This is a genomic window from Thauera sp. GDN1 (genome assembly GCF_029223545.1).
Classification (GTDB): Bacteria; Pseudomonadota; Gammaproteobacteria; order Burkholderiales; family Rhodocyclaceae; genus Thauera.
Genome location: NZ_CP097870.1, coordinates 954,454 through 981,126 on the forward strand (window position 1 = coordinate 954,454; position 26,673 = coordinate 981,126).

18 protein-coding genes are annotated in these 26,673 nt (G+C 67.2%); 11 read left to right on the forward strand and 7 right to left on the reverse strand.

Going from position 1 to position 26,673, the window contains the following annotated elements; translation table 11 throughout:
• Positions 1–184: 184 nt before the first annotated feature.
• A complete protein-coding gene (locus CKCBHOJB_RS04335; protein WP_281050799.1) occupies positions 185–1,483 on the forward strand; it encodes a hemolysin family protein in 1,299 nt (432 codons plus the stop codon).
• A 30-nt stretch (positions 1,484–1,513) separates the two neighbouring features.
• Here the strand turns inward: CKCBHOJB_RS04335 and CKCBHOJB_RS04340 are convergent, their stop codons facing one another.
• Complete coding sequence (locus CKCBHOJB_RS04340) at positions 1,514–2,185, reverse strand: GntR family transcriptional regulator (RefSeq protein WP_281050800.1); 672 nt, start codon at positions 2,183–2,185, stop codon at positions 1,514–1,516.
• Positions 2,186–2,538: 353 nt separating this feature from the next.
• On the opposite strand from CKCBHOJB_RS04340, the gene scpA reads away from it, so the two are divergent.
• From scpA to CKCBHOJB_RS04370, 6 genes are all read left to right on the forward strand, one after another.
• A complete protein-coding gene (gene scpA / locus CKCBHOJB_RS04345; RefSeq protein WP_281050801.1) occupies positions 2,539–4,704 on the forward strand; it encodes a methylmalonyl-CoA mutase in 2,166 nt (721 codons plus the stop codon).
• Entirely contained in the window at positions 4,704–5,732 is a 1,029-nt protein-coding gene (meaB, locus tag CKCBHOJB_RS04350; RefSeq protein ID WP_281050802.1) for a methylmalonyl Co-A mutase-associated GTPase MeaB, read from the forward strand. The genes scpA and meaB overlap by 1 nt, the downstream gene beginning before the upstream one ends.
• Before the next feature lie 15 nt (positions 5,733–5,747).
• Complete coding sequence (locus CKCBHOJB_RS04355; RefSeq protein ID WP_281050803.1) at positions 5,748–7,280, forward strand: acyl-CoA carboxylase subunit beta; 1,533 nt, start codon at positions 5,748–5,750, stop codon at positions 7,278–7,280.
• Between the two features lie 22 nt (positions 7,281–7,302).
• The gene (gene accC, locus CKCBHOJB_RS04360) at positions 7,303–9,291 is read left to right on the forward strand and encodes an acetyl-CoA carboxylase biotin carboxylase subunit (RefSeq protein ID WP_281050804.1); all 1,989 of its coding nucleotides are present in this window, start codon (positions 7,303–7,305) and stop codon (positions 9,289–9,291) included.
• A 407-nt stretch (positions 9,292–9,698) separates the two neighbouring features.
• Positions 9,699–11,102 carry a lysine 2,3-aminomutase gene (locus CKCBHOJB_RS04365; protein ID WP_281050805.1) on the forward strand — a complete coding sequence of 468 codons (1,404 nt, stop codon included), beginning with the start codon at positions 9,699–9,701 and terminating at the stop codon, positions 11,100–11,102.
• A gap of 100 nt (positions 11,103–11,202) precedes the next feature.
• Complete coding sequence (locus CKCBHOJB_RS04370; protein WP_281050806.1) at positions 11,203–12,069, forward strand: neutral zinc metallopeptidase; 867 nt, start codon at positions 11,203–11,205, stop codon at positions 12,067–12,069.
• A gap of 73 nt (positions 12,070–12,142) precedes the next feature.
• Here CKCBHOJB_RS04370 and CKCBHOJB_RS04375 read toward each other — a convergent pair whose 3' ends face one another.
• From CKCBHOJB_RS04375 to CKCBHOJB_RS04390, 4 genes are all read right to left on the reverse strand, one after another.
• Positions 12,143–12,622: a VOC family protein gene (locus CKCBHOJB_RS04375; RefSeq protein ID WP_281050807.1), complete on the reverse strand. Its 480-nt coding sequence runs from the start codon at positions 12,620–12,622 to the stop codon at positions 12,143–12,145.
• Positions 12,623–12,722: 100 nt separating this feature from the next.
• On the reverse strand, positions 12,723–13,451 hold the full coding sequence (locus CKCBHOJB_RS04380) for a response regulator transcription factor (protein ID WP_281050808.1): 729 nt from the start codon (positions 13,449–13,451) through the stop codon (positions 12,723–12,725).
• Positions 13,442–15,529 (reverse strand): PAS-domain containing protein, encoded by a 2,088-nt coding sequence (locus CKCBHOJB_RS04385; RefSeq protein ID WP_281050809.1) that lies wholly within the window; start codon positions 15,527–15,529, stop codon positions 13,442–13,444. The genes CKCBHOJB_RS04380 and CKCBHOJB_RS04385 overlap by 10 nt, the downstream gene beginning before the upstream one ends.
• 169 nt (positions 15,530–15,698) lie before the next feature.
• Positions 15,699–16,718, reverse strand: coding sequence for an AraC family transcriptional regulator (locus CKCBHOJB_RS04390; protein WP_281051616.1), 1,020 nt, complete (start codon positions 16,716–16,718; stop codon positions 15,699–15,701).
• A gap of 306 nt (positions 16,719–17,024) precedes the next feature.
• Between CKCBHOJB_RS04390 and icmF the strand changes: the two genes are divergently transcribed.
• Both icmF and CKCBHOJB_RS04400 read left to right on the forward strand, forming a co-directional pair.
• Positions 17,025–20,291 (forward strand): fused isobutyryl-CoA mutase/GTPase IcmF, encoded by a 3,267-nt coding sequence (gene icmF, locus CKCBHOJB_RS04395; RefSeq protein ID WP_281050810.1) that lies wholly within the window; start codon positions 17,025–17,027, stop codon positions 20,289–20,291.
• A gap of 105 nt (positions 20,292–20,396) precedes the next feature.
• Positions 20,397–20,807, forward strand: coding sequence for a DUF2721 domain-containing protein (locus CKCBHOJB_RS04400; protein WP_281050811.1), 411 nt, complete (start codon positions 20,397–20,399; stop codon positions 20,805–20,807).
• Here the strand turns inward: CKCBHOJB_RS04400 and CKCBHOJB_RS04405 are convergent.
• Together CKCBHOJB_RS04405 and CKCBHOJB_RS04410 are read right to left on the reverse strand one after the other, a co-directional pair.
• A complete protein-coding gene (locus CKCBHOJB_RS04405) occupies positions 20,794–21,918 on the reverse strand; it encodes a peptidoglycan -binding protein (RefSeq protein WP_281050812.1) in 1,125 nt (374 codons plus the stop codon). The genes CKCBHOJB_RS04400 and CKCBHOJB_RS04405 overlap by 14 nt on opposite strands.
• Positions 21,919–21,921: 3 nt before the next feature.
• Positions 21,922–22,992: a flagellar motor protein MotA gene (locus tag CKCBHOJB_RS04410; RefSeq protein WP_281050813.1), complete on the reverse strand. Its 1,071-nt coding sequence runs from the start codon at positions 22,990–22,992 to the stop codon at positions 21,922–21,924.
• A 264-nt stretch (positions 22,993–23,256) separates the two neighbouring features.
• On the opposite strand from CKCBHOJB_RS04410, the gene CKCBHOJB_RS04415 reads away from it, so the two are divergent.
• Both CKCBHOJB_RS04415 and CKCBHOJB_RS04420 read left to right on the forward strand, forming a co-directional pair.
• Positions 23,257–24,468, forward strand: coding sequence for a porin (locus CKCBHOJB_RS04415; RefSeq protein WP_281050814.1), 1,212 nt, complete (start codon positions 23,257–23,259; stop codon positions 24,466–24,468).
• Positions 24,469–24,684: 216 nt separating this feature from the next.
• Positions 24,685–26,670, forward strand: coding sequence for an AMP-binding protein (locus tag CKCBHOJB_RS04420; protein WP_281050815.1), 1,986 nt, complete (start codon positions 24,685–24,687; stop codon positions 26,668–26,670).
• Positions 26,671–26,673 lie beyond the last annotated feature (3 nt).

Sequence of the window (26,673 nt, forward strand, 5' to 3'; positions counted from 1 at the left end):
CGGCGCCTGGCGCGCCGAACCCCGAAACCCGCCCCGCGCGCCGCGCCGGGCGGGTTTTTCGTTCACCGGACACGCAGGGCGGCGGGTCCCCGGCTGCAACGCCCGCAGGTGGCGGATGGTAGACTCGACCGTCATGCCCCGTGGTTTTGCCTTCCGGCGGGACCTTCCTCCCAAAGGAGTCGTCGTGCCTGTCAACGAGCTGTTCGTCATCCTGCTGCTGATCGCAGCCAGCGCCTTCTTCTCGCTCTCCGAAATCTCTCTCGCCGCCTCGCGCAAGATCAAGCTGCGGCTGATGGCCGAAGGCGGGCACGTCAATGCGCAGCGCGTGCTCGCACTGCAGGACAGCCCGGGCAACTTCTTCACCGTGGTGCAGATCGGCCTCAACGCGGTCGCCATCCTCGGCGGTGTGGTCGGCGAGCAGGCGCTGTCGCCCTACGTCGAGGGCCTGCTGCGTCCGCTTTACGACGGACCGATGCTGGACACCGTCGCCTTCATCGCGTCCTTCGTGCTCGTGACCTCGCTGTTCGTGCTGTTTGCCGACCTGATGCCCAAGCGCCTGGCGATGGTGCAGCCCGAGCGCATCGCGGTCGCGGTGGTGCGGCCGATGCAGGCCTGCATCTGGCTGTTCGCGCCGCTGGTATGGGTCTTCAACGGCGCGGCCGACCTGTTCTTCCGCTGGTTCAAGCTGCCCAGCGCCCGCATCGAGGACATCACCGCCGACGACATCATGGCCATGGCCGACGCCGGCGCGCAGGCCGGCGCGCTGCTGCGCCAGGAGCAGCACCTGATCAGCAACGTGTTCGAGCTCGACTCGCGCATCGTGCCCTCGGCGATGACCTCGCGCGAGAGCATCGTGTTCCTGACCCTGTCCGAGTCGGAGGAGAGCATCCGGCGCAAGATCGCCGCCCATCCGCACGGCAAGTTCCCGGTGTGCGAGGACGGCATCGACAGCGTGATCGGTTACGTCGACGCCAAGGACATCCTGCCGCGCATCGTGCAGGGCCAGGACCTGTCGCTGCGCACCCAGCCGATCGTGCGCAAGCTGCTGATGCTGCCCGATACGCTGAGCCTGTTCGAGGCGCTGGAGCGCTTCCGCGACGCCAAGGAGGATTTCGCGCTGATCCTCAACGAGTACGCGCTGGTGGTCGGCCTGCTGTCGCTGCAGGACGTGATGAGCACGGTGATGGGCGACCTGGTGAGCCCCTTCCAGGAAGAGCTGATCGTGCGCCGCGACGACAACTCGTGGCTGATCGACGGCATGACGCCGATCGAGGACGTCATGCAGGCGCTCGAGATCGACGTCTTCGAGGGTTTCCAGAACTACGAGACGGTCGCCGGCTTCCTGATGTACCGCCTGCGCAAGGTGCCCAAGCGCACGGATTTCGTGCTCTACGCCGGCTACAAGTTCGAGGTGGTGGATATCGACAGCTACCGCATCGACCAGGTGCTGGTCACCCGCGAGGCGCAGGTCGGCGCGGAGTAGGGCGCTTGCGGCCTTATGCCGCCAAAGGGCTCAAGCCGCCTGGGTCTTCGCCTCGGCGATCCGGGCCAGGGCCGCGCGTCCGCTGCGGATGTGGTTCCGCATCAGGGTTTCGGCGCCCGCGCCGTCGCGATCGAGCAGGGCCTGCAGGATGTCGCGGTGCTCGGCGAGCGACTGTTCCAGCCGGCCCTCGGAGAACAGCGAGTGGTGGCGCGAGAGCTTGATGACCTTGCGCAGGTCCTCGATGACGTGCAGCAGCCAGCGGTTGTCGGCGATTTCCTGCAGCGCGAGGTGGAAGGCCTGGTTGGCCTCGAAGAAGCGCTCGATGTCCGATGCGGTGGCGGCCTTTTCCAGGTCGGCGTGGATCGCGCGCAGGCGGGCGAGGTCGTCCGCGCTCGCGCGTGTCGCCGACAGGCGGGCGCATTCGCCCTCGAGCATCGCCATCACGCTGAACACCTCGTCGAGGTCGCGCTCGGAAATCTCGGTGACGTAGCAGCCGCGGCGCGGCTTGAGCGTCACCAGCCCCTCGGAGGCGAGCACCTTCAGTGCCTCGCGCAGCGGGGTGCGCGAGATGCCGTACTGCTCGGCCAGCGCCTGTTCGTCCACCCAGGTTCCGGGCGGCAATTCGTGCGAGAAGATCCGCTCGCGCAGGCGTTCGGCAACTTCCTGGTAGAGCGCGATCGGAGCGATGCGGGAGGCGTTCATGGGCGGAATCGGTGTGGATGAGGCAGGCGACGGACACGAGCGGGCGCCCGCCGATGGCAAGCGACAAGGCCTGTCGCGCCTATTGCATTCATAATTATGGATAAAGTATTATTTTTCCTGCAGAGCAAGTCAACTTCCGCAGCGCGATGCGTCATGGGAGGCGCCGGGAACACCCGGCGGAAGAGAGGGGGCGCGTCGCAGTTCGGAGCGTCGACCGCCGTCCGTGGTGATTGCCGCGGGCGGCGTAGTCGCCGCCCGCGGGCTTGTTCGCGACCCGCAGCACGGCTTGTTCTTACGTTCCAATCCGATTCGCGCCTGCAGCCCAGGCCACCGCAGATTTCAAGAGGTTCCACATGTCGAACGCCAACGAGCCCGTCTATCCCCAGCCCGACCTCGAGGCCTGGAAAAAAGCCGCCGCCAAGCAGGCGCCCGGCGGTGACCTCGACAAGCTCAACTGGATCACGCCCGAGGGCCTGACTGTCAAGCCGCTGTACACCAAAGCCGACACCGAAGGCCTGCAGCATGCCGACACGCTGCCCGGCTTCGAGCCCTTCGTGCGCGGGCCGCAGCCTACCATGTACGCGGTCAAGCCGTGGACCATCCGCCAGTACGCCGGTTTTTCCACCGCGGAAGAATCCAACGCCTTCTACCGCAAGGCGCTCGCCGCCGGCGGCCAGGGCGTGTCGGTCGCCTTCGACCTCGCCACCCACCGCGGCTACGACTCCGACCATCCGCGCGTCACCGGCGACGTCGGCAAGGCCGGCGTGGCGATCGACTCGGTCGAGGACATGAAGATCCTGTTCGACGGCATTCCGCTCGACAAGGTCTCGGTGTCGATGACCATGAACGGTGCCGTGCTGCCCATCCTCGCCGGCTACATCGTCGCCGCCGAGGAGCAGGGCGTCGCCCAGGACAAGCTCTCGGGCACGATCCAGAACGACATCCTCAAAGAATTCATGGTGCGGAACACCTACATCTATCCGCCCACCCCGTCGATGAAGATCATCGCCGACATCTTCGGCTACACCGCGCAGCACATGCCGAAGTTCAACAGCATCTCGATCTCCGGCTATCACATCCAGGAAGCGGGCGCGAACCAGGCGATCGAACTGGCCTTCACGCTGGCGGATGGCGTGGAATACGTGCGTACCGGCATCAACTCCGGCATGGACGTCGACACCTTCGCCGGCCGACTGTCCTTCTTCTGGGCGGTGGGCATGAACTTCTACCTCGAGATCGCCAAGATGCGCGCCGCGCGTCTGCTGTGGTGGCGGCTCATGAAGCAGTTCAACCCCAAGAGCCAGAAGTCGATGATGCTGCGCACGCACTCGCAGACGTCGGGCTGGTCGCTCACCGAGCAGGACCCGTACAACAACGTGGTGCGCACCACGATCGAGGCGATGGCCGCGGTGTTCGGCGGCACCCAGTCGCTGCACACCAACGCGCTCGACGAAGCCATCGCGCTCCCCACCGAGTTCTCCGCCCGCATCGCGCGCAACACGCAGATCATCATCCAGGAAGAGACCCACATCTGTAACGTGGTCGATCCCTGGGCCGGCTCCTACATGATGGAGAAGCTCACCCAGGACATGGCCGACAAGGCCTGGGCGCTGATCGAGGAGATCGAGGCCATGGGCGGCATGACCAAGGCGGTCGAGTCCGGCTGGGCCAAGATGAAGGTCGAGGAGTGCGCCGCCGACAAGCAGGCGCGCATCGACTCGGGCAAGGACGTCATCGTCGGCGTCAACAAGTACAAGCTCGCCAAGCAAGACCCGATCGAGATCCTCGACATCGACAACCATGCGGTGCGCGAGGCGCAGATCGAGCGCCTGGCGCGCGTGCGCAAGATGCGCGACCAGGCCGCAGTCGATGCCGCGCTGGCCGCGCTGACCGAATGCGCGAAGACCGGCCAGGGCAACCTGCTCGACCTGACCGTCAAGGCCATCCGCCTGCGCGCCACCGTGGGCGAGGTGTCCGATGCGCTCGAAGTCGTCTTCGGCCGCTACCGTGCGAACCCGCAAGCCGTGTCCGGCGTGTATGGAGCCGTCGTGGAAGAACAGGAAGACTGGAAGGCCCTGAAGGCCGACATCGAGGCCTTCATCGCCGAAGAGGGGCGCCGCCCGCGCGTGATGATCGCCAAGCTCGGCCAGGACGGCCACGACCGCGGCGCCAAGGTGGTGGCCTCGGCCTTCGCCGACCTCGGCTTCGACATCGACATCGGCCCGCTCTTCCAAACGCCGGAGGAAGCGGCCCGCCACGCGGTCGAGAACGACGTCCATGCGGTGGGCTGCTCCAGCCTCGCCGCCGGCCACAAGACCCTGGTGCCGCAGATCGTCAACGAGCTCAAGCGCCTCGGCGCCGACGACATCATCACCTTCGTCGGCGGCGTGATCCCGGCCCAGGACTACGACACCCTTTACGCCGCCGGCGCGAAGGGAATCTTCGGTCCCGGCACGCCGATCCCGGTCGCCGCGCGCGAGGTGCTGAAGCAGATCCGCGCCGCGCGCGCCAAGGCCTGATGAGCGTGCTCGATACCGCCGATCAGGCGCTGGTCGACGGCGTGCTCGCGCGCCAGCTGCGCCCGCTCGCCAAGACCATCACGCTGATCGAGTCGCAGCGCGAGGACCACAAGGCGCGTGCGCAGCAGGTGCTCGAGGCGCTGCTGCCGCACACCGGCGGGGCGATGCGGGTGGGCATCTCGGGCGTGCCGGGGGTGGGCAAGTCGACCTTCATCGAGGCGCTCGGGCTGTACCTGATCGAGCAGGGCCTGCGCGTCGCGGTGCTGGCGGTGGATCCGTCGTCGTCGGTGACGGGCGGCTCCATCCTCGGCGACAAGACGCGCATGGAACTGCTGTCACAGAATCCCGCCGCCTTCATCCGCCCCAGCCCCTCGGCGTGCAGCCTGGGCGGCGTGGCGGAAAAGACGCGCGAGACCATGCTGGTGTGCGAGGCTGCGGGCTTCGACGTCATCATCGTCGAGACCGTCGGCGTCGGGCAGTCCGAGACCGCGGTCGCCGGCATGACCGACATCTTCTGCCTGCTGCAGCTGCCCAACGCCGGCGACGACCTGCAGGCGATCAAGAAGGGGATCATGGAGATCGCCGACCTGATCGTCATCAACAAGGCCGACATCGACGCCGGCGCGGCGATGCGCGCCAAGGCGCAGATCAAGACCGCGCTGCACATGCTGCGCCCGGCCAGCCCCAACTGGACGGTCCCGGTGCTCACCCTGTCGGCGCTGCACAAGCAGGGCATCGCCGACTTCTGGAAGGCGGTGAGCGACTACCGCGAGGCGCTCGGCGCCACCGGCGAGTTCGCCGCCAAGCGTCGCCACCAGGCGCTCGCCTGGATGTGGGAAATGATCGATTCCGGGCTGCGCAGCCGTTTCCGCAGCCACCCCCGCGTGCGCGAGGAGCTTCCCGCCCTCGCGCGCGCGGTCGAGGAGGGCGCCAGCACGCCCGCGGCCGCGGCCTTCCGGCTGCTCGGCCACCTCCAGTCCAACGAACAGGGCCGACTGCCGCGACAGCCGGCCGAAACCGAGATCTGACAGGAGATCAAACTCATGCAAGACATCATTCGCCAGCTCGAGCAGAAGCGCGAACTGGCCCGCCTCGGGGGCGGCCAGAAGCGCATCGACGCGCAGCACCGCAAGGGCAAGCTCACCGCGCGCGAGCGCATCGAACTGCTGCTCGACGACGACAGCTTCGAAGAGTGGGACATGTACAAGGAGCACCGCTGCACCGAGTTCGGCATGGACGCCGAGCACATCCCCGGTGACGGCGTGGTGACCGGCTACGGCACCGTGAACGGCCGCCTGGTGTTCGTGTTCTCGCAGGACTTCACCGTGTTCGGCGGCTCGCTGTCCGAGACCCACGCCGAGAAGATCTGCAAGGTCATGGACCACGCGATGAAGGTCGGCGCCCCGGTGATCGGCCTCAACGACTCGGGCGGCGCCCGCATCCAGGAAGGCGTCGACTCGCTCGGCGGCTACGCCGACGTGTTCCAGCGCAACGTGCTGGCCTCCGGCGTCATCCCGCAGATCTCGCTGATCATGGGCCCCTGCGCCGGCGGCGCGGTGTACAGCCCGGCGATGACCGACTTCATCTTCATGGTCAAGGATTCGTCCTACATGTTCGTGACCGGTCCCGAAGTCGTGAAGACCGTGACCCACGAGGAAGTCACCGCCGAGGAGCTCGGCGGCGCGATCACCCACAACACCAAGTCCGGCGTCGCCGACCTCGCCTTCGAGAACGACGTCGAGGCGCTGATGATGACCCGCCGCCTGGTCGGCTTCCTGCCCTCCAGCAACCGCGAGAAGCCGCCCGCGATCCCGTGCGCCGATTCTGCCGACCGCATCGACATGTCGCTCGACACCCTGGTGCCGGAGAACCCGAACCAGCCGTACGACATGAAGGAACTCATCTTCAAGATGGTCGATGACGGCGGCTTCTTCGAGCTGCAGCCCGACTACGCCAAGAACATCATCATCGGCCTGGCGCGCATGGAAGGCTCGCCGGTGGGCATCGTCGCCAACCAGCCGCTGGTGCTGGCCGGCTGCCTCGACATCAAGAGCTCGATCAAGGCCGCCCGCTTCGTGCGCTTCTGCGACGCCTTCAACATCCCGGTCGTCACCCTGGTCGACGTTCCCGGCTTCATGCCCGGCACCGCGCAGGAATACGGCGGCATCATCAAGCACGGCGCCAAGCTGCTCTACGCCTACGCCGAATGCACGGTGCCCAAGGTCACCCTGATCACCCGCAAGGCCTACGGCGGTGCCTACGACGTGATGTCGTCCAAGCACCTGCGTGGCGACGTCAACCTCGCGTGGCCGAGCGCCGAGATCGCGGTGATGGGCGCCAAGGGCGCGGTCGAGATCATCTTCCGCGAAGAGAAGGGCGACCCCGAGAAGCTCGCCCAGCGCGAAGCCGAATACAAGGCCCGTTTCGCCAACCCCTTCGTCGCCGCCAGCCGCGGCTTCATCGACGACGTGGTCATGCCGCACAACACCCGCAAGCGCATCTGCCGCTCGCTGGCCATGTTGCGCGACAAGCAGCTCGACAACCCGTGGCGCAAGCACGGCAACATCCCGCTCTGATCCGCGCACGAGGACTACATACATGTTCAAGAAGATCCTGATTGCCAACCGTGGCGAGATCGCTTGCCGCGTCATCAAGACCGCCCGCAAGATGGGCATCAAGACCGTCGCGGTGCATTCCGAGGCGGACAAGAACGCGCTGTTCGTGGAGATGGCCGACGAGGCCGTGTGCATCGGCCCGGCGCCCTCGAAGGAATCCTACCTGGTCATCGATAAGATCATCGCCGCCTGCAAGCAGACCGGCGCCGAGGCGGTGCACCCGGGCTACGGCTTCCTGTCGGAGAACGCCGAGTTCTCGCGCCGCCTCGAGGAGGAGGGCATCAAGTTCATCGGCCCGAAGCATTACTCGGTCGCCAAGATGGGCGACAAGATCGAGTCGAAGAAGCTCGCGATCGCTGCCGGTGTGAACACCATCCCCGGCTACAACGACGCGATTTCGGGGCCGGACGAGGCGGTCGAGATCGCGAAGAAGATCGGCTACCCGGTGATGATCAAGGCCTCGGCCGGCGGTGGCGGCAAGGGTCTGCGCGTGGCCTTCAACGACAAGGAAGCGCACGAGGGCTTCAGCTCCTGCGTCAACGAGGCCCGCAACGCCTTCGGCGACGACCGCGTGTTCATCGAGAAGTACGTGCTCGAGCCGCGCCACATCGAGATCCAGGTGCTGGGCGACGCGCACGGCAACTACGTGTATCTGAACGAGCGCGATTGCTCGATCCAGCGCCGCCACCAGAAGGTCATCGAGGAGGCGCCGAGCCCCTTCGTCGATCCCGAGATGCGCCGTGCGATGGGCGAGCAGGCCGTGGCCCTGGCGCGTGCGGTGAACTACGAGTCGGCCGGTACGGTCGAGTTCGTGGTCAGCGGCGCGACCAAGGAGTTCTACTTCCTCGAGATGAACACCCGCCTGCAGGTCGAGCACCCGGTCACCGAGCTCATCACCGGGCTGGACCTCGTCGAGCAGATGATCCGCGTGGCCTACGGCGAAAAGCTGCCGCTCACCCAGGCCGACGTCAGGATCGACGGCTGGTCGATGGAGTGCCGCATCAATGCCGAAGACCCGTTCCGCGGCTTCCTGCCCTCCACCGGCCGCCTGATCAAGTTCCTGCCCCCGGCCGAAGGCAACGGCGTGCGCGTCGACACCGGCGTGTATGAGGGCGGCGAGATCTCGATGTTCTACGATTCGATGATCGCCAAGCTCATCGTGCACGGCAAGGACCGCCAGGATGCCATCGAGCGCATGCGCGACGCCCTCAACGGCTTCGTCATCCGCGGCATCAGCTCCAACATTCCCTTCCAGGCTGCACTGCTGCAGCACCCGCGCTTCTGCTCGGGCCACTTCAACACCGGCTTCATCGCCGAGGAGTATCCGAAGGGCTTCGACGCCTCGATGGTTCCGCACGACGATCCGGCGCTGCTCGCCGCCGTCGCCACGTTCGCCCGCATGCGCTACATCGAGCGCGCGGTGCAGATCGAAGGTCAACTCGCCGGCCACGGCCGCAAGGTGGCCTCGGAGTGGGTCGTCGTCATGGGCGGCAGGCAGTACGCGATGAGCACCCGCCCGATCGAAGGCGGGCTCGCCGTCACCCACGAGGGCAAGACCTACAACATCGTCTCGGACTGGAAGTTCGGCGAGCTGCTGTTCAGCGGCACCGTCAACGGCGCGCCGATCGGACTGCAGATCGAGCGCCGCGGCCTGCGCTACCGCATCTCGCACTTCGGCCTGCAGGTCGAGCCGATCGTGATGACCGTGCGCGCCGCCCATCTGCTGTCGCTGATGCCGGAGAAGCTGCCGCCCGACCTGTCCAAGTTCCTGCTGTCGCCGATGCCCGGCCTGCTGCGCGAGATCGCGGTGAGCGAAGGTCAGGACGTCAAGGCCGGCGAGAAGCTCGCCATCATCGAAGCGATGAAGATGGAGAACGTGCTCAAGGCCGAGCAGGACGGCAAGGTCAAGAAGATCGTCGCCAAGCCGGGCGCCAGCCTGTCGGTGGACGAAGTCATCATCGAGTTCGAGTGATCGCCATCCGGAAACCGTTTTGATCGATGGGGAGGGAGACCCGGGCCTCGGCCCGGGTGCCTGTCGGCACGAGGCCTGCGCAAGCAGGCCTCTTTTTTTCCGGCGCCGGGCGGGGCGCGGCGCCGATGCGTATCCGCCGGAGGTGAGCGCGAACTTTGCCCTCTGCCGCCTTTCGTATTTGCACAAAACAAATTGGTGGCCTATCATCGGTTTGCCACCCGGCGCCCGCTTCCTGGGCGCCGCAATCCGGGCCCGGGGCTGCAGCGCAGCCGTACTCACCCTCCGGGGCCCGTCCACAAGACTGCCGATGATCGCCTGTGCTGAAACCCCAGCGCCCGGCCGCGGCACCGTGGGCGACGCGTGCACGCCGCCCCGGCAGATATGAAGACAGACGAGGAGGACGTTTCATGAGCGCTCAAGTGCATGCTCTCAAGGCCCTTAACACCCATGTGGAGGCCCCGGAGGACGGCGCCGGCCTGTTCGCCCCCGTGCCATTCAAGGTCCATACCCAGCGCGACCTCGATCGCATCCCGCAGCTTGCCCGGCTCTCCCCGGAGCAGCGCTTCGAGATGAAGGTCGTCTCGTCGGTGCTGCCCTTCCGTGTCAACCAGTACGTGATCGAGGAGCTGATCGACTGGGCGAAGGTCCCGGCCGACCCGATCTTCCAGCTCACCTTCCCGCAGCGCGGCATGCTCGCGCCCGAGCACTACGAGCGCATCGCCGGGCTGATCCGCGCCGACGTGCCCAAGGACGAGCTCGAGCGCGCGATCGACGAGGTCCGCCATGCCCTCAACCCGCATCCGGCCGACCAGATGGAGATGAACATGCCGCGCGACGAGCACGGCCGACGCCTCGACGGCATGCAGCACAAGTACCGCGAGACGGTGCTGTTCTTCCCCAGCCAGGGCCAGACCTGCCACAGCTACTGCACCTTCTGCTTCCGCTGGGCGCAGTTCGTGGGCGACAAGGAACTGCGCATCGCCTCGTCCGAGGCGCGCGAGCTGCACGACTACCTGCGCAAGCACACCGAGGTCACCGACCTGCTGGTCACCGGCGGCGATCCGATGGTGATGAAGACGCGCCACCTGCGCGACTACCTCGAGCCGCTGCTGCAGCCCGAGTTCGACCACATCCAGACCATCCGCATCGGCTCCAAGGCGCTGACCTTCTGGCCGCACCGCTTCCTCGGTGCGGAGGATGCCGACGACCTGATCCGCCTCCTCACCCAGCTGGTCGAGGCCGGCAAGCACGTCGCGCTGATGGCGCACTACAACCACTGGAAGGAACTCGACACCGAGGCCGCGCAGGCGGCGATCCGCCGCATCCGCAGCACCGGCGTGGTGATCCGCGCCCAGGGTCCGCTGATCGCGCACATCAACGACGACCCGGCAGTGTGGGCCAAGTTGTGGAAGCTGGAGGTCAAGCTCGGCCTGGTGCCGTACTACATGTTCGTCGAACGCGACACCGGCGCGCGCAACTACTTCGAGGTGCCGCTGGTGCGCGCCTGGGAGATCTACCAGCAGGCGATCCAGCAGGTCTCGGGCCTCGCCCGCACCGCGCGCGGCCCGAGCATGAGCGCCAGCCCGGGCAAGGTGGAGATCCAGGGCATCACCGAGATCGCCGGCGAGAAGGTGTTCGTGCTGCGCTTCATCCAGGGCCGCAACCCCGACTGGGTGCAGCGCCCGTTCTTCGCCAGGTACGACGACCAGGCGACCTGGCTCGACCAGCTCGTTCCCGCCTTCGGCGAGGAGAAGTGGTTCTGGCAGGACGAATACGACGCCATCCGCGAGGATCGCCTGGCCGCCGCCTGAAGCGGGGGCACGCGCACCGAGCAGGGGCCCGCCGATGCGGGCCCCTCTGCTTTTCGGCCTGCTATGATCGAATCATCGATTTGCGCTTGGAGCAGCGGTCATGGATTTCCGCAACGGCAGGGAAAGTCGCAATGTCGAGGATCGACGCGGGCAAGGCGGGCGAAGGCTGGGGGGCGGTGGCAAGATCGGCATCGGCACCATCGTGCTGGCGCTGATCGCGATGTATTTCGGCATCGATCCGAGCGTGGTGCTCAACACCTCCGAGGTCATGGCGCCGCCGGCGGTCGAGTCCACCCGGCCCGGCCAGCCGCGTCCGGCGGCCGAGGACGATATGGCGCGCTTCGTGGCGATGGTGCTGGCCGACACCGAGGACACCTGGGGGCCGATCTTCAAGGCCGGCGGCGCGCAATACCGGGAGCCGGCGATGGTGCTCTACACCGGCGCCACCCGCAGCGCCTGCGGGGTCGGCCAGGCGGCGATGGGCCCGTTCTACTGCCCGGCCGACGGCAAGGTCTATCTCGACCTGTCCTTCTTCGACGAGCTCGGCAGCCGCTTCGGCGCGCCGGGGGATTTCGCCCAGGCCTACGTGATCGCACACGAGGTCGGGCACCACGTGCAGAACCTGCTCGGCATCTCCGACAAGGTGCAGCAGGCGCGCCAGCGCGTGTCCGAGCGTGAGGCCAACCTGCTGTCGGTGCGGCTCGAACTGCAGGCCGACTGTCTGGCCGGGGTGTGGGCGCATCACGCCCATCGTTCGCGTCAGGTGCTGGAGGCCGGAGACGTGGAGGAAGGCCTGGCGGCCGCGAGCGCGGTCGGCGACGACCGCATGCAGAAGCAGGCCCAGGGCTACGCGGTGCCGGACAGCTTCACCCACGGCAGCGCGGCGCAGCGCGTGCGCTGGTTCCGCAACGGCCTGCAGAGCGGGGAACTGCGCAGCTGCGACACGTTCTCGGTCGCCGCGCTCTGAGCGCGGATCCGGAGACGGAAACGAAGGAGGGCAGGCCCGCAAGGACCTGCCCTCCTCACGTCGGGCGCGTGTCTCAGTTGCCGGCGAGGCGGGTGAAGGCGTCGACCACTTCCTTCGGGGCCTGCACCAGCTCGACCAGCACGCCTTCGCCACCGATCGGGAACTCGTCGTTGCCCTTGGGGTGCAGGAAGGTGATGTCGAAGCCGGCCGCGCCGCGGCGGATGCCGCCCGGGGCGAAGCGCACGCCGTTGGCGCTGAGCCATTCCACCGCCTTGGGCAGGTCGTCCACCCACAGGCCGACGTGGTTGAGCGGGGTGGTGTGCACCGCCGGCTTCTTCTCGGGGTCGAGGGGCTGCATCAGGTCCACCTCGACCTTGAACGGGCCGCTGCCCATGGCGCAGATGTCCTCGTCCACGTTCTCGCGTTCGGAGACGAAATTGCCGGTGACTTCGAGGCCGAGCATGTCGACCCACAGGGTCTTGAGCTTTTCCTTGCTCGGGCCGCCGATGGCGATCTGCTGGATGCCGAGGATCTTGAACGGGCGTTGGGACATGGCAGCTTCCTGGTTGGCTGAAGTTAAGAATGCATAATTATAGCCAGCGAGGCGGCAGAAGTGCGCGGCACGCGCGCACCGTATGTCGTCCCGCAGCCCGTCACTTCCATTCGACCTGGGCCGAGAACAGGTAGCCCGCGCCGTACACCGTCTTGATCAGGCGCGGATTGTGCGGATCGTCGTCGAGCTTGCGGCGCAGGCGCGAGATGCGCACGTCGATGCTGCGGTCGAAGGGATCGACGTCGCGCTCGCCGAGCAGCTGCTCGCGCGACAGGATCTTGTTCGGCCGGCGCAGCAGGGTGGAGAGCAGCCCGGCCTCGGCCGCCGACAGCGAGATCTCGCGCCCGTCGGGCGCGGTCAGGGCGTGGCGGCTGACGTCGAACGTCCAGCCGGCGAAGCGCGCGCTGTTGCGTTCGCTTGCCGCCTCGGCTGCGGGCGCACGCTGGTAGCGGCGCAGGATCGAGCGCACCCGCGCGACCAGCTCGCGCGGCTCGAAGGGCTTGACGATGTAATCGTCCGCGCCGAGCTCGAGGCCGAGCACGCGGTCGGTGACGTCGTTGCGTCCGGTCAGGATCAGCACCGCGCAGGGACTGCCGTCCTGCAGTTCGCGCACCACCTGCATGCCATCCATATCGGGCAGACCGAGGTCGACGATGCACAGGTCGGGCGGTGACTGGCGCGCGCGTGCGAGCAACTGGCGGCCGGTGCCCACGTGTTCGCAGCGGAAGCCGTACTCGCCCAGGCTCATGCAGATCAGGCGCGCGATCTCCGCGTCGTCCTCGAGGACGTACAGGATGGGCTGGGACATCTCGGACGGGCTCAGGGGCATTGTGGCGGGGCCTCCTTGGCGGGTGTGGCATTGAGCAGGGTGGAAAGTACGGCAGCGAGCGCCTGCTGGTCGAAGGGCTTGCGCAGTGTGGGCACGTCGTCGGGCAGGCCTTCGATCGGGCTGCTGTCGCTGGCGTAGCCGGTGACGAGCAGGATCGGCAGCTGCGGGCGGAGCGCGCGTGCGCGCCGTGCGAGTTCGCGTCCGCCGATGCCGCCCGGCATCACCGTGTCGCTGACCAGCAGGGCGATGTCGTCGATGTTCTCGAGCAGGGCGAGGGCCTCGACGCCGTCGGCCGCCTCGATGACTGGATAGCCGAGCCCGGTCAGCTGCATGCGCAGGACCTTGCGCACCTCCGGCTCGTCCTCGACCAGCAGCACCGGACCGTCGAGCGCCGGCTGCAGGGCGGGCCCGATGTGCAGGGGAGCGGCGCTGCGTTCGTGGGGATCCGCGACCGGCAGCACGAAGCGCACATGGGTGCCGAGCCCCGGCGTGCTGCGGATGCGCACGTTGCCGCCCGACTGGCGCACGAAGCCATACACCATCGACAGCCCCAGCCCGCTGCCGCCACCGAAGGGCTTGGTGGTGAAGAAGGGCTCGAACACGCGCTGCAGAACGGCGGGCTCGATGCCCTTACCGGTGTCGCCGACGTCGATCTGCACGTAGTCGCCTGGCGGCACCTCGCCGACCCTGGCGAGCGCCGGATCGAGGTGGCGCAGCACCACCGCGATCGTCAGCTCGCCGCCTTCGGGCATGGCGTCGCGGGCGTTGATCGCGAGGTTGAGGATCGCGTTCTCGAGCTGGTGCGGATCGGCCAGCGCATGCAGGGGGGCGTCGGGCAGGCGCAGGTGGATGCGGATCGTCTCGCCCAGCGTGCGCGCGAGCAGGTGGGTCATGTTGCGCACCAGCGCGCCGACCTCCACCGCCGTCGGTTCCAGCGTCTGGCGGCGGGAAAAGGTGAGGAGGCGGCGGATCAGCTCGGCGCCGCGGCGGGCGGCCTGCAGCGAGGGGTCGACGAACTCCGCGCCGGTGCCGCTGCCGATGCGTTGCTGGAGTGCGGAGAGGTTGCCGATGATGATGGTGAGCAGGTTGTTGAAGTCGTGGGCGAGGCCGCCGGTGAGCTGGCCCACCGCCTCCATCTTCTGTGCCTGCACCAGCGCGGCCTGGCTGGCCTTCTGTTCGGTGATGTCGATCGACATCACGAAGAAACCGACCGTGAGTCCCTCGGGCGTGCGTTCGGGCACCAGCACGCTGCGCGCGTGTACGGTCTGACCGTTGGCGAGCTGGCGCGCGTATTCGTAGCTCACCTGCTCGCCCTGGCGGGCGCGATCGAGGTGTGGGTGGATCTGCTCGTAGGTCTCGTCACCGAGGACCTCGCGGATGCTGCGCCCCGGGATCGCATCCTTGGTCAGCCCGAACCAGTCGGCATAGCCCTTGTTGGCGAAGCGGTAGATCTCGTCGTGGTCGATGTAGGCGATCAGCGCCGGGATCGAGTCGATGATCAGCTGCAGCCGGTTCTCGCTGCGGCGCAGCGCCGCGGCGATGTCATCGATCTCGATGTTGGCCTGGGCGAGGCGCGCATTGGCGGCTTCGAGCTCGGCGGTGCGTTCGCGCACGCGGGCTTCGAGCTGGGCGTTCTGCTGCTCGATGACCTCGGCGTAGCGGCGCTGCTCGGTGATGTCGGTCCACAGCGACACGAAGCCGAGGTTGGGGATCGGTACGCCGCGCACCGCCAGAATGCGGCCATTGGGGCGGGCGCGCTCGACGTAGTGCGGCTGGAAGCTGCGCGCGGCGGCGACACGCTGGCGCACCAGGGTGTCGACGTCGCCCGGGCCGTATTCGCCGCGCTCGGCGTTGAAGCGCGCGAAATCCTCGAAGGGAGTGCCGACGCGCACCATCGACTCCGGAAAATCGAGCAGGCGCAGCATGGCCTTGTTCCAGGTCACCAGCTTGGGCGTGGCGTCGAATACCGCGATCGCCTGGTCGAGCAGATCCAGTCCGGCGAGCAGCAGGTCGTAGCGCCGACGCTGCTCGGGCGACAGGGCGGTATAGGGCATGCCTTCCTGTTCGGCTTTCGCCATCGGTGGCGGTCTCCAGCTTCGTATTTGTCGGTGCGATCTTTGCACAAAGACCGGCTGCGGGGCAGCGCGGTTTTCCCTCGCGCGGCGGATGGTGGCGAATACATGACGTTGACGTCAACGGAGTGTGTCTCCGAGCGCCTTCCAGGGCCGTGCTGGGCAGGTCGTGCGATCAGGCGTCCGGCGTCTGCTGCTCGTCCGTGCGCGCAGAGGAGGGTTGGTGCTGCGCCAGTTGCTGGCGGAAGCGCTCCGGCGACACCCCGGACCAGGACACGAAGGCGCGGTAGAAGGTCGAGGTGTCCGCGTAGCCGAGGTCGGCGGCGATGCGCGCGATCGACTGCGTGGTCTTGGTCAGGCGGGCGTAGGCGATGTCCCGCCGGGTGGCCTCCTTGATGGTGCGGAAGCTCGCACCTTCTTCCTCCAGCCGGCGGTGCAGGGTGCGTGGCGACAGGTGCAGCCGGTCCGCCACCTCCTCGAGCGCGAGGTTGGTCGGCAGGGCGGCGCGCAGCAGGTCGCGGACGCGGAACACCATCTCGCGGTCGCGCCGGTACAGCATGGTGATCTTGCCCGGGGCGCCGTCGAGGAATCCGGCGAGCGCGGCGTCGTCGCGGCGCAGCGGCAGGTCGAGCAGGTTGGCCTGCAGGCGGGCGGCCAGGCGCGCAGCCTCGAAGCTCGAATGCTCGGTGTACACCAGCGCGTAGTCGTCGGCGTGGGGCGGGCGGGCGTAGGGGAAGGCGACCGCGTCCAGCGCCAGGCCACGGCCGACGAACCAGCTCGCCACCCCGTGCAGCAGGCGCAGCAGCCATTCGTAGGCGAACACCCGCGCCGGCGCATCGCGCGCCTCGCCGAGGCTGCCCGCGTCGTCGATCACGAGTTCGGCGCGCGGGCCGTTGCGCTGCAGTTCGATGCGGAAGGCCGGGAGCACGATGCGCAGGAAGCGGATCGCGCGCGCAAGCGCTTCGCCGAGCGTGGGCGCACCCAGCATCGCGCGGCACAGGAACTCGAAACTGCCCGCCGGCATGGCTTGCGGCAGCAGGCCGAAGGCTTCGTCATCGAGCGCTTCGACGCACAGGTTGTAGAGCAGGGCGTAGCGCTCGACCGGGATCCGGCTGGCCGCATCTGCAATGTCGATGCCTGCGCGCGCCAGCAGCGGGGCGGGGTCCTGGCCGCGCCGGACGAGGCCGGCGAGCATGCCGGTGACGAAACCGGGGGCGACCGTGGCGCGGCCGCGGCGCGGGCGGCTTGCGCCGGGTGCGGGCTTGGTCGGCATCGAGGGGCTGGGCATCGGCAGGAGCGGTGCCGTCGCGTTTCCCTGCGGCACACGGCGATGAGGATTCGGAATGCCGGATCGCATTATGGGGGCGACGACCCTGGACAAGGTATCGATTGGCGGATTTTGCATGATCGGCGTCCGCAAGCGCAATGGCAATCGGGTTCGCAGGCTTCTAAGATTGCAGAGTTAGCCCATTGGCCCCCTATCCAACCGGAGACGACCGACATGACCGACCTGAGCGTTGCGCACAAGCTCTCGCCCTACAAGCCGAAGAACAAGGTGCGTTTCGTCACCGCAGCGGCGCTGTTCGATGGCCACGACGCCTCGATCAACATCATGCGTCGCATCCTGCAGTCGACCGGCTCCGAGGTCATCCACCTCGGCCACAACCGCTCGGTCGGCGAGATCGTCAATGCCGCGCTGCAGGAAGACGTGCAGGGCATCGCGATCACCAGCTACCAGGGCGGCCACGTCGAGTTCTTCAAGTACATGATCGACCTGCTCAAGGCCAACGGTGGCGAGAACATCAAGGTCTTCGGCGGCGGTGGCGGCGTGATCGTGCCGGCCGAGATCAAGGAGCTGCACGAATACGGCGTCACCCACATCTTCTCGCCGGAAGACGGTGCCAAGATGGGCCTGCAGGGCATGATCAACAGTGTCGTCGAGCGCTGCGACGTCGACGTCACCAAGGCCGCGCCGCAGAAGGCCGACGCGGTGCTCAAGGCGCTCGCCGCGGGTGACCGTCGCGCGCTGGCGCAGATCATCACCGCGCTCGAGAACGGCGGCTATGGCGACGACGTCAAGAAGGCGCTGATCGACGCCGCGGCCAAGACCAAGGTCCCGACCCTGGGCATCACCGGCACCGGCGGCGCGGGCAAGTCCTCGCTGACCGACGAGCTGGTGCGCCGCTTCCGCCTCGACCAGGACGACAGGCTCAAGCTCGCCATCGTCTCCATCGACCCCTCGCGCAAGCGCACCGGCGGCGCGCTGCTCGGCGACCGCATCCGCATGAACGCGATCGAGCACGCCAACATCTACATGCGCTCGCTCGCCACCCGCGACACCGGCTCGGAAGTCTCCGCCGCGCTGCCCGAGGTCATCGCCGCGTGCAAGCTCGCGGGCTTCGACCTGGTCATCGTCGAGACCTCGGGCATCGGCCAGGGCAACGCCGCGATCGTGCCCTTCGTCGACCTGTCGCTGTACGTGATGACCCCCGAGTTCGGCGCCGCCAGCCAGCTCGAGAAGATCGACATGCTCGACTTCGCGGACTTCGTCGCCATCAACAAGTTCGACCGCAAGGGCGCGCAGGACGCGCTGCGCGACGTGGCCAAGCAGTACCAGCGCAACCGCGAGCTGTTCAACCAGCGTCCCGAAGAGATGCCGGTGTTCGGTACCATGGCCGCGCGCTTCAACGACGACGGCGTCACCGCGCTCTACCAGGCGGTGCTGCCCGCGCTGGTGGGCAAGGGCCTCAAGGCCGCCAAGAGCAAGCTGCCGGTGGTCAAGGTGCGGGCCTCGTCCGAAGGTCGCGCCATCGTCCCCGCCGAGCGCATCCGCTACCTGGCCGAGATCGCCGACACCGTGCGCGGCTATCACAAGCACATCGAGCAGCAGGCCCGCGTCGCGCGCGAGCGTCAGTCGCTGAAGATCGCCAAGGGCCTGTTCGAGCAGTGCGGCAAGGATGCCGGCTCGTTTGCCGAGCTGATCGACTGGAAGGACGGCGAGCTGACCCCGGCGGCGAAGAAGCTGCTCGAGCAGTGGCCGACCGAGAAGGCCCTGTACGCCGCCGACGAGTACGTGGTGAAGATCCGCGACAAGGAGATCCGCACCCAGCTCACCCACACCTCGCTGTCGGGTAGCAAGATCCGCAAGGTCGCGCTGCCCAACTTCGAGGACGAAGGCGAGACGCTCAAGTTCCTGATGAAGGAGAACGTCCCCGGCTCCTTCCCCTACACCGCCGGCGTGTTCGCGTTCAAGCGCGAGGGCGAGGACCCGACCCGCATGTTCGCGGGCGAGGGCGACGCCTTCCGCACCAACCGCCGCTTCAAGAAGGTGTCCGAAGGCATGCCGGCGCATCGCCTGTCGACCGCCTTCGACTCGGTGACCCTGTACGGCTGCGACCCCGACCTGCGTCCGGACATCTACGGCAAGATCGGCAACTCCGGCGTGTCGATCGCCACCCTCGACGACATGAAGGTGCTGTACGACGGCTTCGACCTGTGCGCGCCGACCACCTCGGTGTCGATGACGATCAACGGCCCGGCGCCGATCATCCTCGCCTTCTTCTTCAACACCGCGCTCGACCAGCAGATCGCCAAGTTCAAGGCCGACAACGGCCGCGATCCGACCGAGGACGAGTACGCCAAGATCAAGGCGTGGACGCTGTCGACCGTGCGCGGCACCGTGCAGGCCGACATCCTGAAGGAAGACCAGGGCCAGAACACCTGCATCTTCAGCACCGAGTTCGCGCTCAAGATGATGGGCGACATTCAGGAGTTCTTCGTCCATAACAAGGTGCAGAACTTCTACTCGGTGTCGATCTCGGGCTACCACATCGCCGAGGCCGGCGCGAACCCGATCTCGCAGCTCGCGTTCACGCTGTCGAACGGCTTCACCTACGTCGAGTCCTACCTCGCGCGCGGCATGCACATCGACGACTTCGCGCCCAACCTGTCGTTCTTCTTCAGCAACGGCATGGACCCGGAGTACTCGGTGATCGGCCGCGTCGCCCGCCGCATCTGGGCGGTGGCGATGAAGAACAAGTACGGTGCCAACGAGCGCAGCCAGAAGCTGAAGTACCACGTGCAGACCTCGGGCCGCTCGCTGCACGCGCAGGAGATGGACTTCAACGACATCCGCACCACGCTGCAGGCGCTGATCGCGATCTACGACAACTGCAACTCGCTGCACACCAACGCCTACGACGAGGCGATCACCACGCCGACCGAAGAGTCCGTGCGTCGTGCGATGGCGATCCAGCTGATCATCAACCGCGAGTGGGGCCTGGCCAAGAACGAGAACCCGAACCAGGGCGCCTTCATCATCGAGGAACTCACCGACCTCGTCGAAGAGGCGGTGCTCAAGGAGTTCGAGGCCATCGCTTCCCGCGGCGGCGTGCTCGGCGCGATGGAAACGGGCTACCAGCGCGGCAAGATCCAGGAGGAGTCGCTCTACTACGAGCACAAGAAGCACGACGGCTCCTACCCGATCATCGGCGTGAACACCTTCCTCAACCCGAAGGGCCAGGCGCAGCAGGAGATCGAGCTCGCGCGTTCGACCGAGGAAGAAAAGCAGGGCCAGCTCAAGCGCCTCGCCGACTTCCACGCCCGCAACAAGGCCGAGGCGCCCAAGTGGCAGGCCAGGCTGCAGCAGGCGGTCATCGACAACACCAACGTCTTCGAGGTGCTGGTCGACGCGGTGCGCTACTGCTCGCTGGGCCAGATCACCGACGCGCTGTACAAGGTCGGCGGCCAGTATCGCCGCAGCATGTAAGCGGAATCAGGTTCCTCCCCCTCTCCCAACTGGGACACGGCGCTTCGGCGCCGTTTTTTTTCGGCGCTAGAATGGCTGCTCTTCAGCCTCCGGCGCCGACCTGCGATGAACCTCACGACTCCCGCGCTGCTGTTCCCGGCGATCTCGCTGCTGCTGCTCGCGTACACCAACCGCTTCCTGACCCTGGCGCAGGTCATCCGCCAGCTCAACGCCTCGGCCGACCGCAGCGCGCCGCTGGTGCAGTGTCAGTTGCCCGGCCTCAAGCGGCGGATCACGCTGACCCAGTACATGCAGGGCTTCGGGGTGCTGAGCTTCCTGTTGTGCGCGTTGTCGATGTTCGCGCTGTTCCTGGAGGCGCAGGTGACCGGGCAGCTGATGTTCGGCGCGAGCATCCTGACGCTTGCCCTGTCGCTGGTGTTGTCGCTGGTCGAGGTGCTGATCTCGACCGAGGCGCTGTCGGTCGTGGTCAAGGACCTCGAGCAGGCGGCGCGGCCGGCGGAGGTCAGCGGCTCGTGAGCTTGAGCTCGATGCGGCGGTTGCGCGCGTAGGCGTCTTCGTTGTTGCGCGCATCCAGCGGGTGGAACTCGCCGTAGCCGGTGGCGGCCAGGCGCTGGGGCGGGATGCCCTGGCTGCGCAGGAACTTGACGATGGCCAGCGCGCGCGCGGTGGACAGTTCCCAGTTCGACGGGAAGCGGGCGTTCGCGATCGGCCGGCGGTCGGTGTGGCCGTCGACCTGCAGCACCCACGGCAGGTCGTCGGGGATCTCGGCCGATAGCGTCTTCAGCGTTTCGGCCAGCCGGGTGAGCTGGATCATGCCGTCGGCGCTGACCTCGTCGGAGGCGGTGGGGAACAGCACCTCGCTCGAGAACACGAAGCGGTCGCCGACGATCTGCACGTCCTTGCGCTCGCCGAGCACCGCCTGCAGGCGGCCGAAGAATTCCGAGCGGTAGCGGGCGAGCTCCTTAACGCGCGCGGCCAGGGCGAGATTGAGCTCGCGGCCGAGCTCCTCGATCTTCAGGTCCTTGTCCTTGGCCGCGAGCTTGGCGGCGTCGAGCGCGGCGTTGAGCTGCTCGAGCTGCTCGCGCACCGCGGCGAGCTGGCGGTTCAGCAGCTCCACCTGGGCGATCGCCGCCGCGGACATCTCCTTCTGCTCCTTGAGACCACGCTCCGAGGTGTCGAGCGCGCTCGCCAGGCGCGCGACTTCCGCCTCGAGCTCCGCCTTCAGCTGCTGCAGGGCCGCGATGTCGGCGCCGAGGCGGGCGGCTTCCTCGCGCCGGGTCTTGGCCTCGTCCTGGGCGGCATGGAGCTCGTCGCGGGCGGTCAGCAGCTCGGTGGACAGCGCCTCGCGCTCGCGTTCCGAGCTGGTGAGCGAGGCACTGAGCTCGCCGACCTGGAGGTCTGCGCGTTCGCGGGCGGACTTCTCCAGGCTCAGGGTCTGGGCGAGCGCGGCGAGTTCGGCGTTGAGCTGCGCCAGCGCGCGGTCGCGGCCGCTCACCGCGTCGGCGAGCACGAACTGGCCGATCACGAAGATCAGGATCACGAACACCATCACCATCAGCAGCGAGGCGAGGGCGTCGACGAAGCCGGGCCAGAAATCGAGTGGCCGGCGGCGGGCGAGGCGGGCCATGGCTTATTCCGCTTTGTGGCCGCCGAGCGCGGCGGCGATCGTGCGCGACAGCAGGCGCAGCTCGGCGCGCAGGTCCTCGGAGAATTGCGCGCCCTGGGCGGGCTGCTGGGCGAGCTGGCGGATCAGGCCGCGCAGGTCGTCCTGGGTCGCAGACAAGGCGGACAGGTCGCGCGACTCGCGGGTGATCAGATCGGCGAGGCGGGTGAGCTGGTTGTTGAGCTCGCCCAGGTGCTCGGCGGTGGCGCGGCGTTCGCGTTCCGAGTCCACCGCGGAGCGCTGCATGCGCTCGATGCTCTCGGCGGTCTGCTCGAGCAGGGCCTGCACGTAGGCCGGCACGTTGCCCTCGCTTTCCATGCCCACGCCCGAGGGCAGCCTGGTCATGTGCGACAGCCACTCCTCGAGTTCGTTGTAGAAGCGGTTCTGCGCATGGCCCGACTGCAGGTCGAGGAAGCCGACGATCAACGAGCCGGCGAGACCGAACAGCGAGGTCGAGAAGCTGGTGGCCATGCCGCCGAGCGGTGCGTCGAGCTTGGTCTTGAGGGCCTCGAACATGGCCACCGGGTCGCTGCCCACGCTCATGCCGCCGATGATCTCGCCGATCGAGCGGATGGTGGCGAGCAGGCCCCAGAAGGTGCCGAGCAGGCCGAGGAAGATCAGCAGGCCGATCAGGTAGCGCGACAGGTCGCGCTGCTCCTCGAGGCGGATCTGCACGCTGTCGAGGATGGAACGCATCGAGGCGGGCGAGAGGTGGAACTGGCCGCGCTTGCGGCTGGACAGCAGCCGTGCCATCGGCGCCAGCAGCACCGGACGCAGTCCGCCCTGCAGCGCCTCGGGCTCGGCGCTGTGGAAGTCCTCGATCCACAGCACTTCGCGTTGCAGGCGCCAGACCTGGCGCAGATTGACGGCGATGCCCACCGCGAGCACGAACAGGATCACCCCGTTGAAGGCGGCGTTGGCGATGAAGGCGTGCTTGAGCTGCGGCACGAGGGCGGCGGCGAGGACCGCCACCAGCGCGAGAAAGACCGCCATCCAGGTGGTGACGTGGACGGGTTTGGTGAATTCCTTGCGTTCCATCGATGGATCTTCCCGAGAGCGTGGTGTCGTTCTAGCACCCATCCAGGGTGGTGGCATCGGCCGGAGTCTAGCGCGAATCCTGCGCGATTCCGAAGAAATCGCGCAGCTAGTGACGCGAGTCACGACTCCGAACCATGAAACGCGGATAATTGCCGGGAGCCGTTCCCTTCCCGGCGTCACCCGCCGGAATCAAGATAAACAACAAGACCAGTGATCGCTTTCGTCATGAACAGAGGGTTTGCGGTGTTCGCCGCGATGGTTTGCATGGCGCACCTGACGGGCACGGAAGTGCAGGCCGCCGAATTCGACCCGGCACCGGGGGTGCGCTGGGCGGTCAATGGCTTCGGCACGCTCGGTGCCGCACATCACGACGAGGACAACACCCGCTTCCGGCGCAGCGTCGACCAGCGTGGCGGTGTTCGCGAGGGGCACGTCGAGGTGCGCAACGACAGCGTGCTCGGCATGCAGCTCAATGGCGTGTTCGATTCGCGCTGGTCGGTGATGGCGCAGGCGGTGAGCCGGCAGGACGTCGATCGCAAATGGACGCCGCAACTGACCTGGGCCTTTGCCAAGTACGTTCCCAGTGACTGGGCCGAATTCCGCGTCGGGCGCATGGCGGTGGACATCTATCTGGATGGCGACTCGCGCCACGTCGGCTACGTGTATACGACGGCACGGCCGTATGCGGATCTCTATGGCCGTCTCACCTTCGACACCTTCGACGGTGCCGATGCCACCTTCCAGCACCCGCTGGCGGAAGGCCTGCTGCGCCTGAAGCTCTTCGGCGGGCGCACGCGTGGCGATGTCTACCTGAACGGCGAGGTCTATTCGCTCGAGCAGGGCCGTACCCTCGGTGCCACGGTGGACTGGATCGGCGAGGAGCTGAACCTGAAGCTGTCCTGGGGCAGCATGAGGACGAGCCGCGACCAGATCAATCCTGCCCTGGTGGACGGGCTGCGCATGGCCTCCGCATTTCCGGATGCCGCGGCGCGCCTGGCGGAGATCACGAATTCGAGCCGCATCTCCTACCTGGGCATCGGCGTGGGCTGGGAACGCGGCCCGTTCTCGCTCCAGGTCGTCGGTACCGACATCGCGATGGACATCTACCCGGACTTCGAGGGCTGGGGCGTGGGCGCGACCGCGGCCTATCGCATCGGCGACTGGAAGCCGTTCGTGACCTACTCGCGCAGCATCATCGATCCCGTCGAGCGTCGACTGGACCTGCCGGCCGGCGTCGACCCCGGTGTGGATGCCTTGATCGCAGGCTGGGAAATGGCCACCGGATACACCCGCCACGATCAATACACCATCGGCGCCGGCGTGCGCTACGAGTTCGCGCGCAATGCCGCGCTCAAGCTCCAGGCCGACCGCATCGAGGCCAAGCGCTCGTCCACCCTGCTCGACGATGCCGGCATGCGCATCGACTCGCCGCGCTCGTTCACGCTGTTCTCGGCGACGCTGGACTTCGTGTTCTGAGCGCCTGCGCGGCCGGGGGCGGATCGTCCCCGGCGCACGGACATCGGCAACTGCAACAATTCAGTACATTCCACAAACAGTTGCGCAAAAGTGGCTTGCCACACTCCAGCCTGAACTGAATCGGACGCGCTTTCGCGTCCCGCCCGGGCCTTCGAAAAACAAACCCATGGCCCGGGTGCGGAGACAGACAGGACAAGACCAAAGGAGGAGTGTGGCATGGACACACGCACGAGCGCGTCCGACCACGGGCAGGTCGAGGCGGGGCTGGATACCTTTCCGCGTTACCTGATGCATCACGCGAAGGTTCGCCCGCAGCAGCCGGCGATGCGCGAAAAGGAATACGGCATCTGGCAGACCTACACCTGGGCGCAGGTGGCCGAGAACGTGCGCGCCATCGCCTGCGGCCTCGCGCAGCTCGGCTTCAAGCGCGGCGACCGCCTTGCGGTGGTCGGCGACAACCGGCCGCGTCTGTACTGGTCGGTGGCCGCCTGCCAGTGCCTCGGCGGCATCCCGGTGATGATGTACCAGGACGCGGTGGCGCAGGAGATGGTCTATGTGCTGCAGGACGCCGAGATCAAGTTCGCCATCGTCGAGGACCAGGAGCAGGTCGACAAGCTGCTCGAGATCCAGCCCGAGGCGCCGCTGCTCGAGCACGTGATCTACGACGATGCGCGCGGCATGCGCCACTACACCCAGCCTCTGCTGATGGGCCTGGACGAGCTGCAGGAGATGGGGCGGATCCACGACCGCAACCAGCCCGATTCGCTCGATGGCGAGATCGCCAAGGGCGCCTCCGACGACATCTCGATCATGCTGTACACCTCGGGGACCACCGGCAAGCCCAAGGGCGTGTGCCAGACCCATGGTGCCTTCATCGCCGCGGCGCGCGGCGGCATGCAGTTCGACAAGCTCACCGACAAGGAGGACATCCTGTCCTACCTGCCGATGGCCTGGGTCGGCGACCACCTGTTCTCGTTCGCGCAGGCCATGGTGGCGGGCTTCACGATCAACTGCCCCGAGTCGGGCGAGACGGTGATGACCGACCTGCGCGAGATCGGCCCGACCTATTACTTCGCCCCGCCGCGCGTGTTCGAGAACCTGCTCACCCAGGTGATGATCCGCATGGAAGACGCCGGGGCGCTCAAGCGCAGGATCTTTCATCATTTCATGGACGTCGCCCGCCGCTGCGGCGCCGACATCCTCGACGGCAAGCCGGTGTCGGGTGGCGATCGCTTCCAGTACTGGCTGGGCAACCTGCTGGTGTATGGGCCGCTCAAGAACGTGCTCGGCATGAGCCGCATCCGCGTCGCCTACACCGCCGGTGCGGCGATCGGGCCGGACCTGTTCCGCTTCTACCGCTCGATCGGCATCAACCTCAAGCAGCTCTACGGCCAGACCGAGACCTGCGCCTACGTGTGCCTGCAGCCCGACGGCCAGATCAAGCTCGATTCGGTGGGCAAGCCGGCGCCCTTCGTCGAGGTCAAGCTCGCCGACAACGGCGAGATCCTGGTCAAGGGGCCGATGCTGCTGAAGGCCTACTACAAGCGCCCCGACGCCACCGCCGAGTCGATCAACGCCGACGGCTACTTCATGACCGGCGATGCGGGCTTCTTCGACGAGGACGGCCACCTGAAGATCATCGACCGCGCCAAGGACGTCGGCAAGATGGCCGACGGCACGATGTTTGCGCCCAACTACATCGAGAACAAGCTCAAGTTCTTCCAGCACGTCAAGGAAGCGGTGACCTTCGGCGCCGGCAAGGACTTCGCGACCGCCTTCATCAACATCGATCTCGAGGCGGTGGGCAACTGGGCGGAGAAGAAGGGCATGGCCTACTCCGGCTACACCGACCTGGCCTCGCAGCCGGCGGTGTATGAGCTGATCCGCGACTGCGTGGAGAAGGTCAACGCCGACCTCGCCGCCGACCCCAACATGAGCGGCTCGCAGATCAGGCGCTTCCTGATCCTGCACAAGGAGCTCGACGCCGACGACGGCGAACTCACCCGTACACGCAAGGTGCGGCGCAACTTCATCGCCGAGAAGTACGGGGTGCTGATCGAGGCGATGTTCGAAGGCAGGAAGACCCAGTTCATCGAGACCCAGGTCAAGTACGAGGACGGCCGTACCGGCAAGGTCTCGGCCGACCTGCGCATCGAGGAAGTGAAGACCTTCGCGCCGCAGGCCGGCAAGCGCGCGGCCTGAGGA

Bases quoted from the DNA above. Each gene is read 5' to 3' on its own strand.
- scpA (WP_281050801.1), top strand. From the start codon at position 2,539: ATGTCGAACGCCAACGAGCCCGTCTATCCCCAGCCCGACCTCGAGGCC.
- CKCBHOJB_RS04415 (WP_281050814.1), top strand. From the start codon at position 23,257: ATGGCGCACCTGACGGGCACGGAAGTGCAGGCCGCCGAATTCGACCCG.
- CKCBHOJB_RS04385 (WP_281050809.1), bottom strand. From the start codon at position 15,529: ATGGCGAAAGCCGAACAGGAAGGCATGCCCTATACCGCCCTGTCGCCC.
- CKCBHOJB_RS04400 (WP_281050811.1), top strand. From the start codon at position 20,397: ATGAACCTCACGACTCCCGCGCTGCTGTTCCCGGCGATCTCGCTGCTG.
- meaB (WP_281050802.1), top strand. From the start codon at position 4,704: ATGAGCGTGCTCGATACCGCCGATCAGGCGCTGGTCGACGGCGTGCTC.
- CKCBHOJB_RS04370 (WP_281050806.1), top strand. From the start codon at position 11,203: ATGGATTTCCGCAACGGCAGGGAAAGTCGCAATGTCGAGGATCGACGC.
- accC (WP_281050804.1), top strand. From the start codon at position 7,303: ATGTTCAAGAAGATCCTGATTGCCAACCGTGGCGAGATCGCTTGCCGC.
- CKCBHOJB_RS04340 (WP_281050800.1), bottom strand. From the start codon at position 2,185: ATGAACGCCTCCCGCATCGCTCCGATCGCGCTCTACCAGGAAGTTGCC.
- CKCBHOJB_RS04375 (WP_281050807.1), bottom strand. From the start codon at position 12,622: ATGTCCCAACGCCCGTTCAAGATCCTCGGCATCCAGCAGATCGCCATC.
- icmF (WP_281050810.1), top strand. From the start codon at position 17,025: ATGACCGACCTGAGCGTTGCGCACAAGCTCTCGCCCTACAAGCCGAAG.
- CKCBHOJB_RS04355 (WP_281050803.1), top strand. From the start codon at position 5,748: ATGCAAGACATCATTCGCCAGCTCGAGCAGAAGCGCGAACTGGCCCGC.
- CKCBHOJB_RS04410 (WP_281050813.1), bottom strand. From the start codon at position 22,992: ATGGAACGCAAGGAATTCACCAAACCCGTCCACGTCACCACCTGGATG.
- CKCBHOJB_RS04405 (WP_281050812.1), bottom strand. From the start codon at position 21,918: ATGGCCCGCCTCGCCCGCCGCCGGCCACTCGATTTCTGGCCCGGCTTC.
- CKCBHOJB_RS04380 (WP_281050808.1), bottom strand. From the start codon at position 13,451: ATGCCCCTGAGCCCGTCCGAGATGTCCCAGCCCATCCTGTACGTCCTC.
- CKCBHOJB_RS04420 (WP_281050815.1), top strand. From the start codon at position 24,685: ATGGACACACGCACGAGCGCGTCCGACCACGGGCAGGTCGAGGCGGGG.
- CKCBHOJB_RS04365 (WP_281050805.1), top strand. From the start codon at position 9,699: ATGAGCGCTCAAGTGCATGCTCTCAAGGCCCTTAACACCCATGTGGAG.
- CKCBHOJB_RS04390 (WP_281051616.1), bottom strand. From the start codon at position 16,718: ATGCTCGCCGGCCTCGTCCGGCGCGGCCAGGACCCCGCCCCGCTGCTG.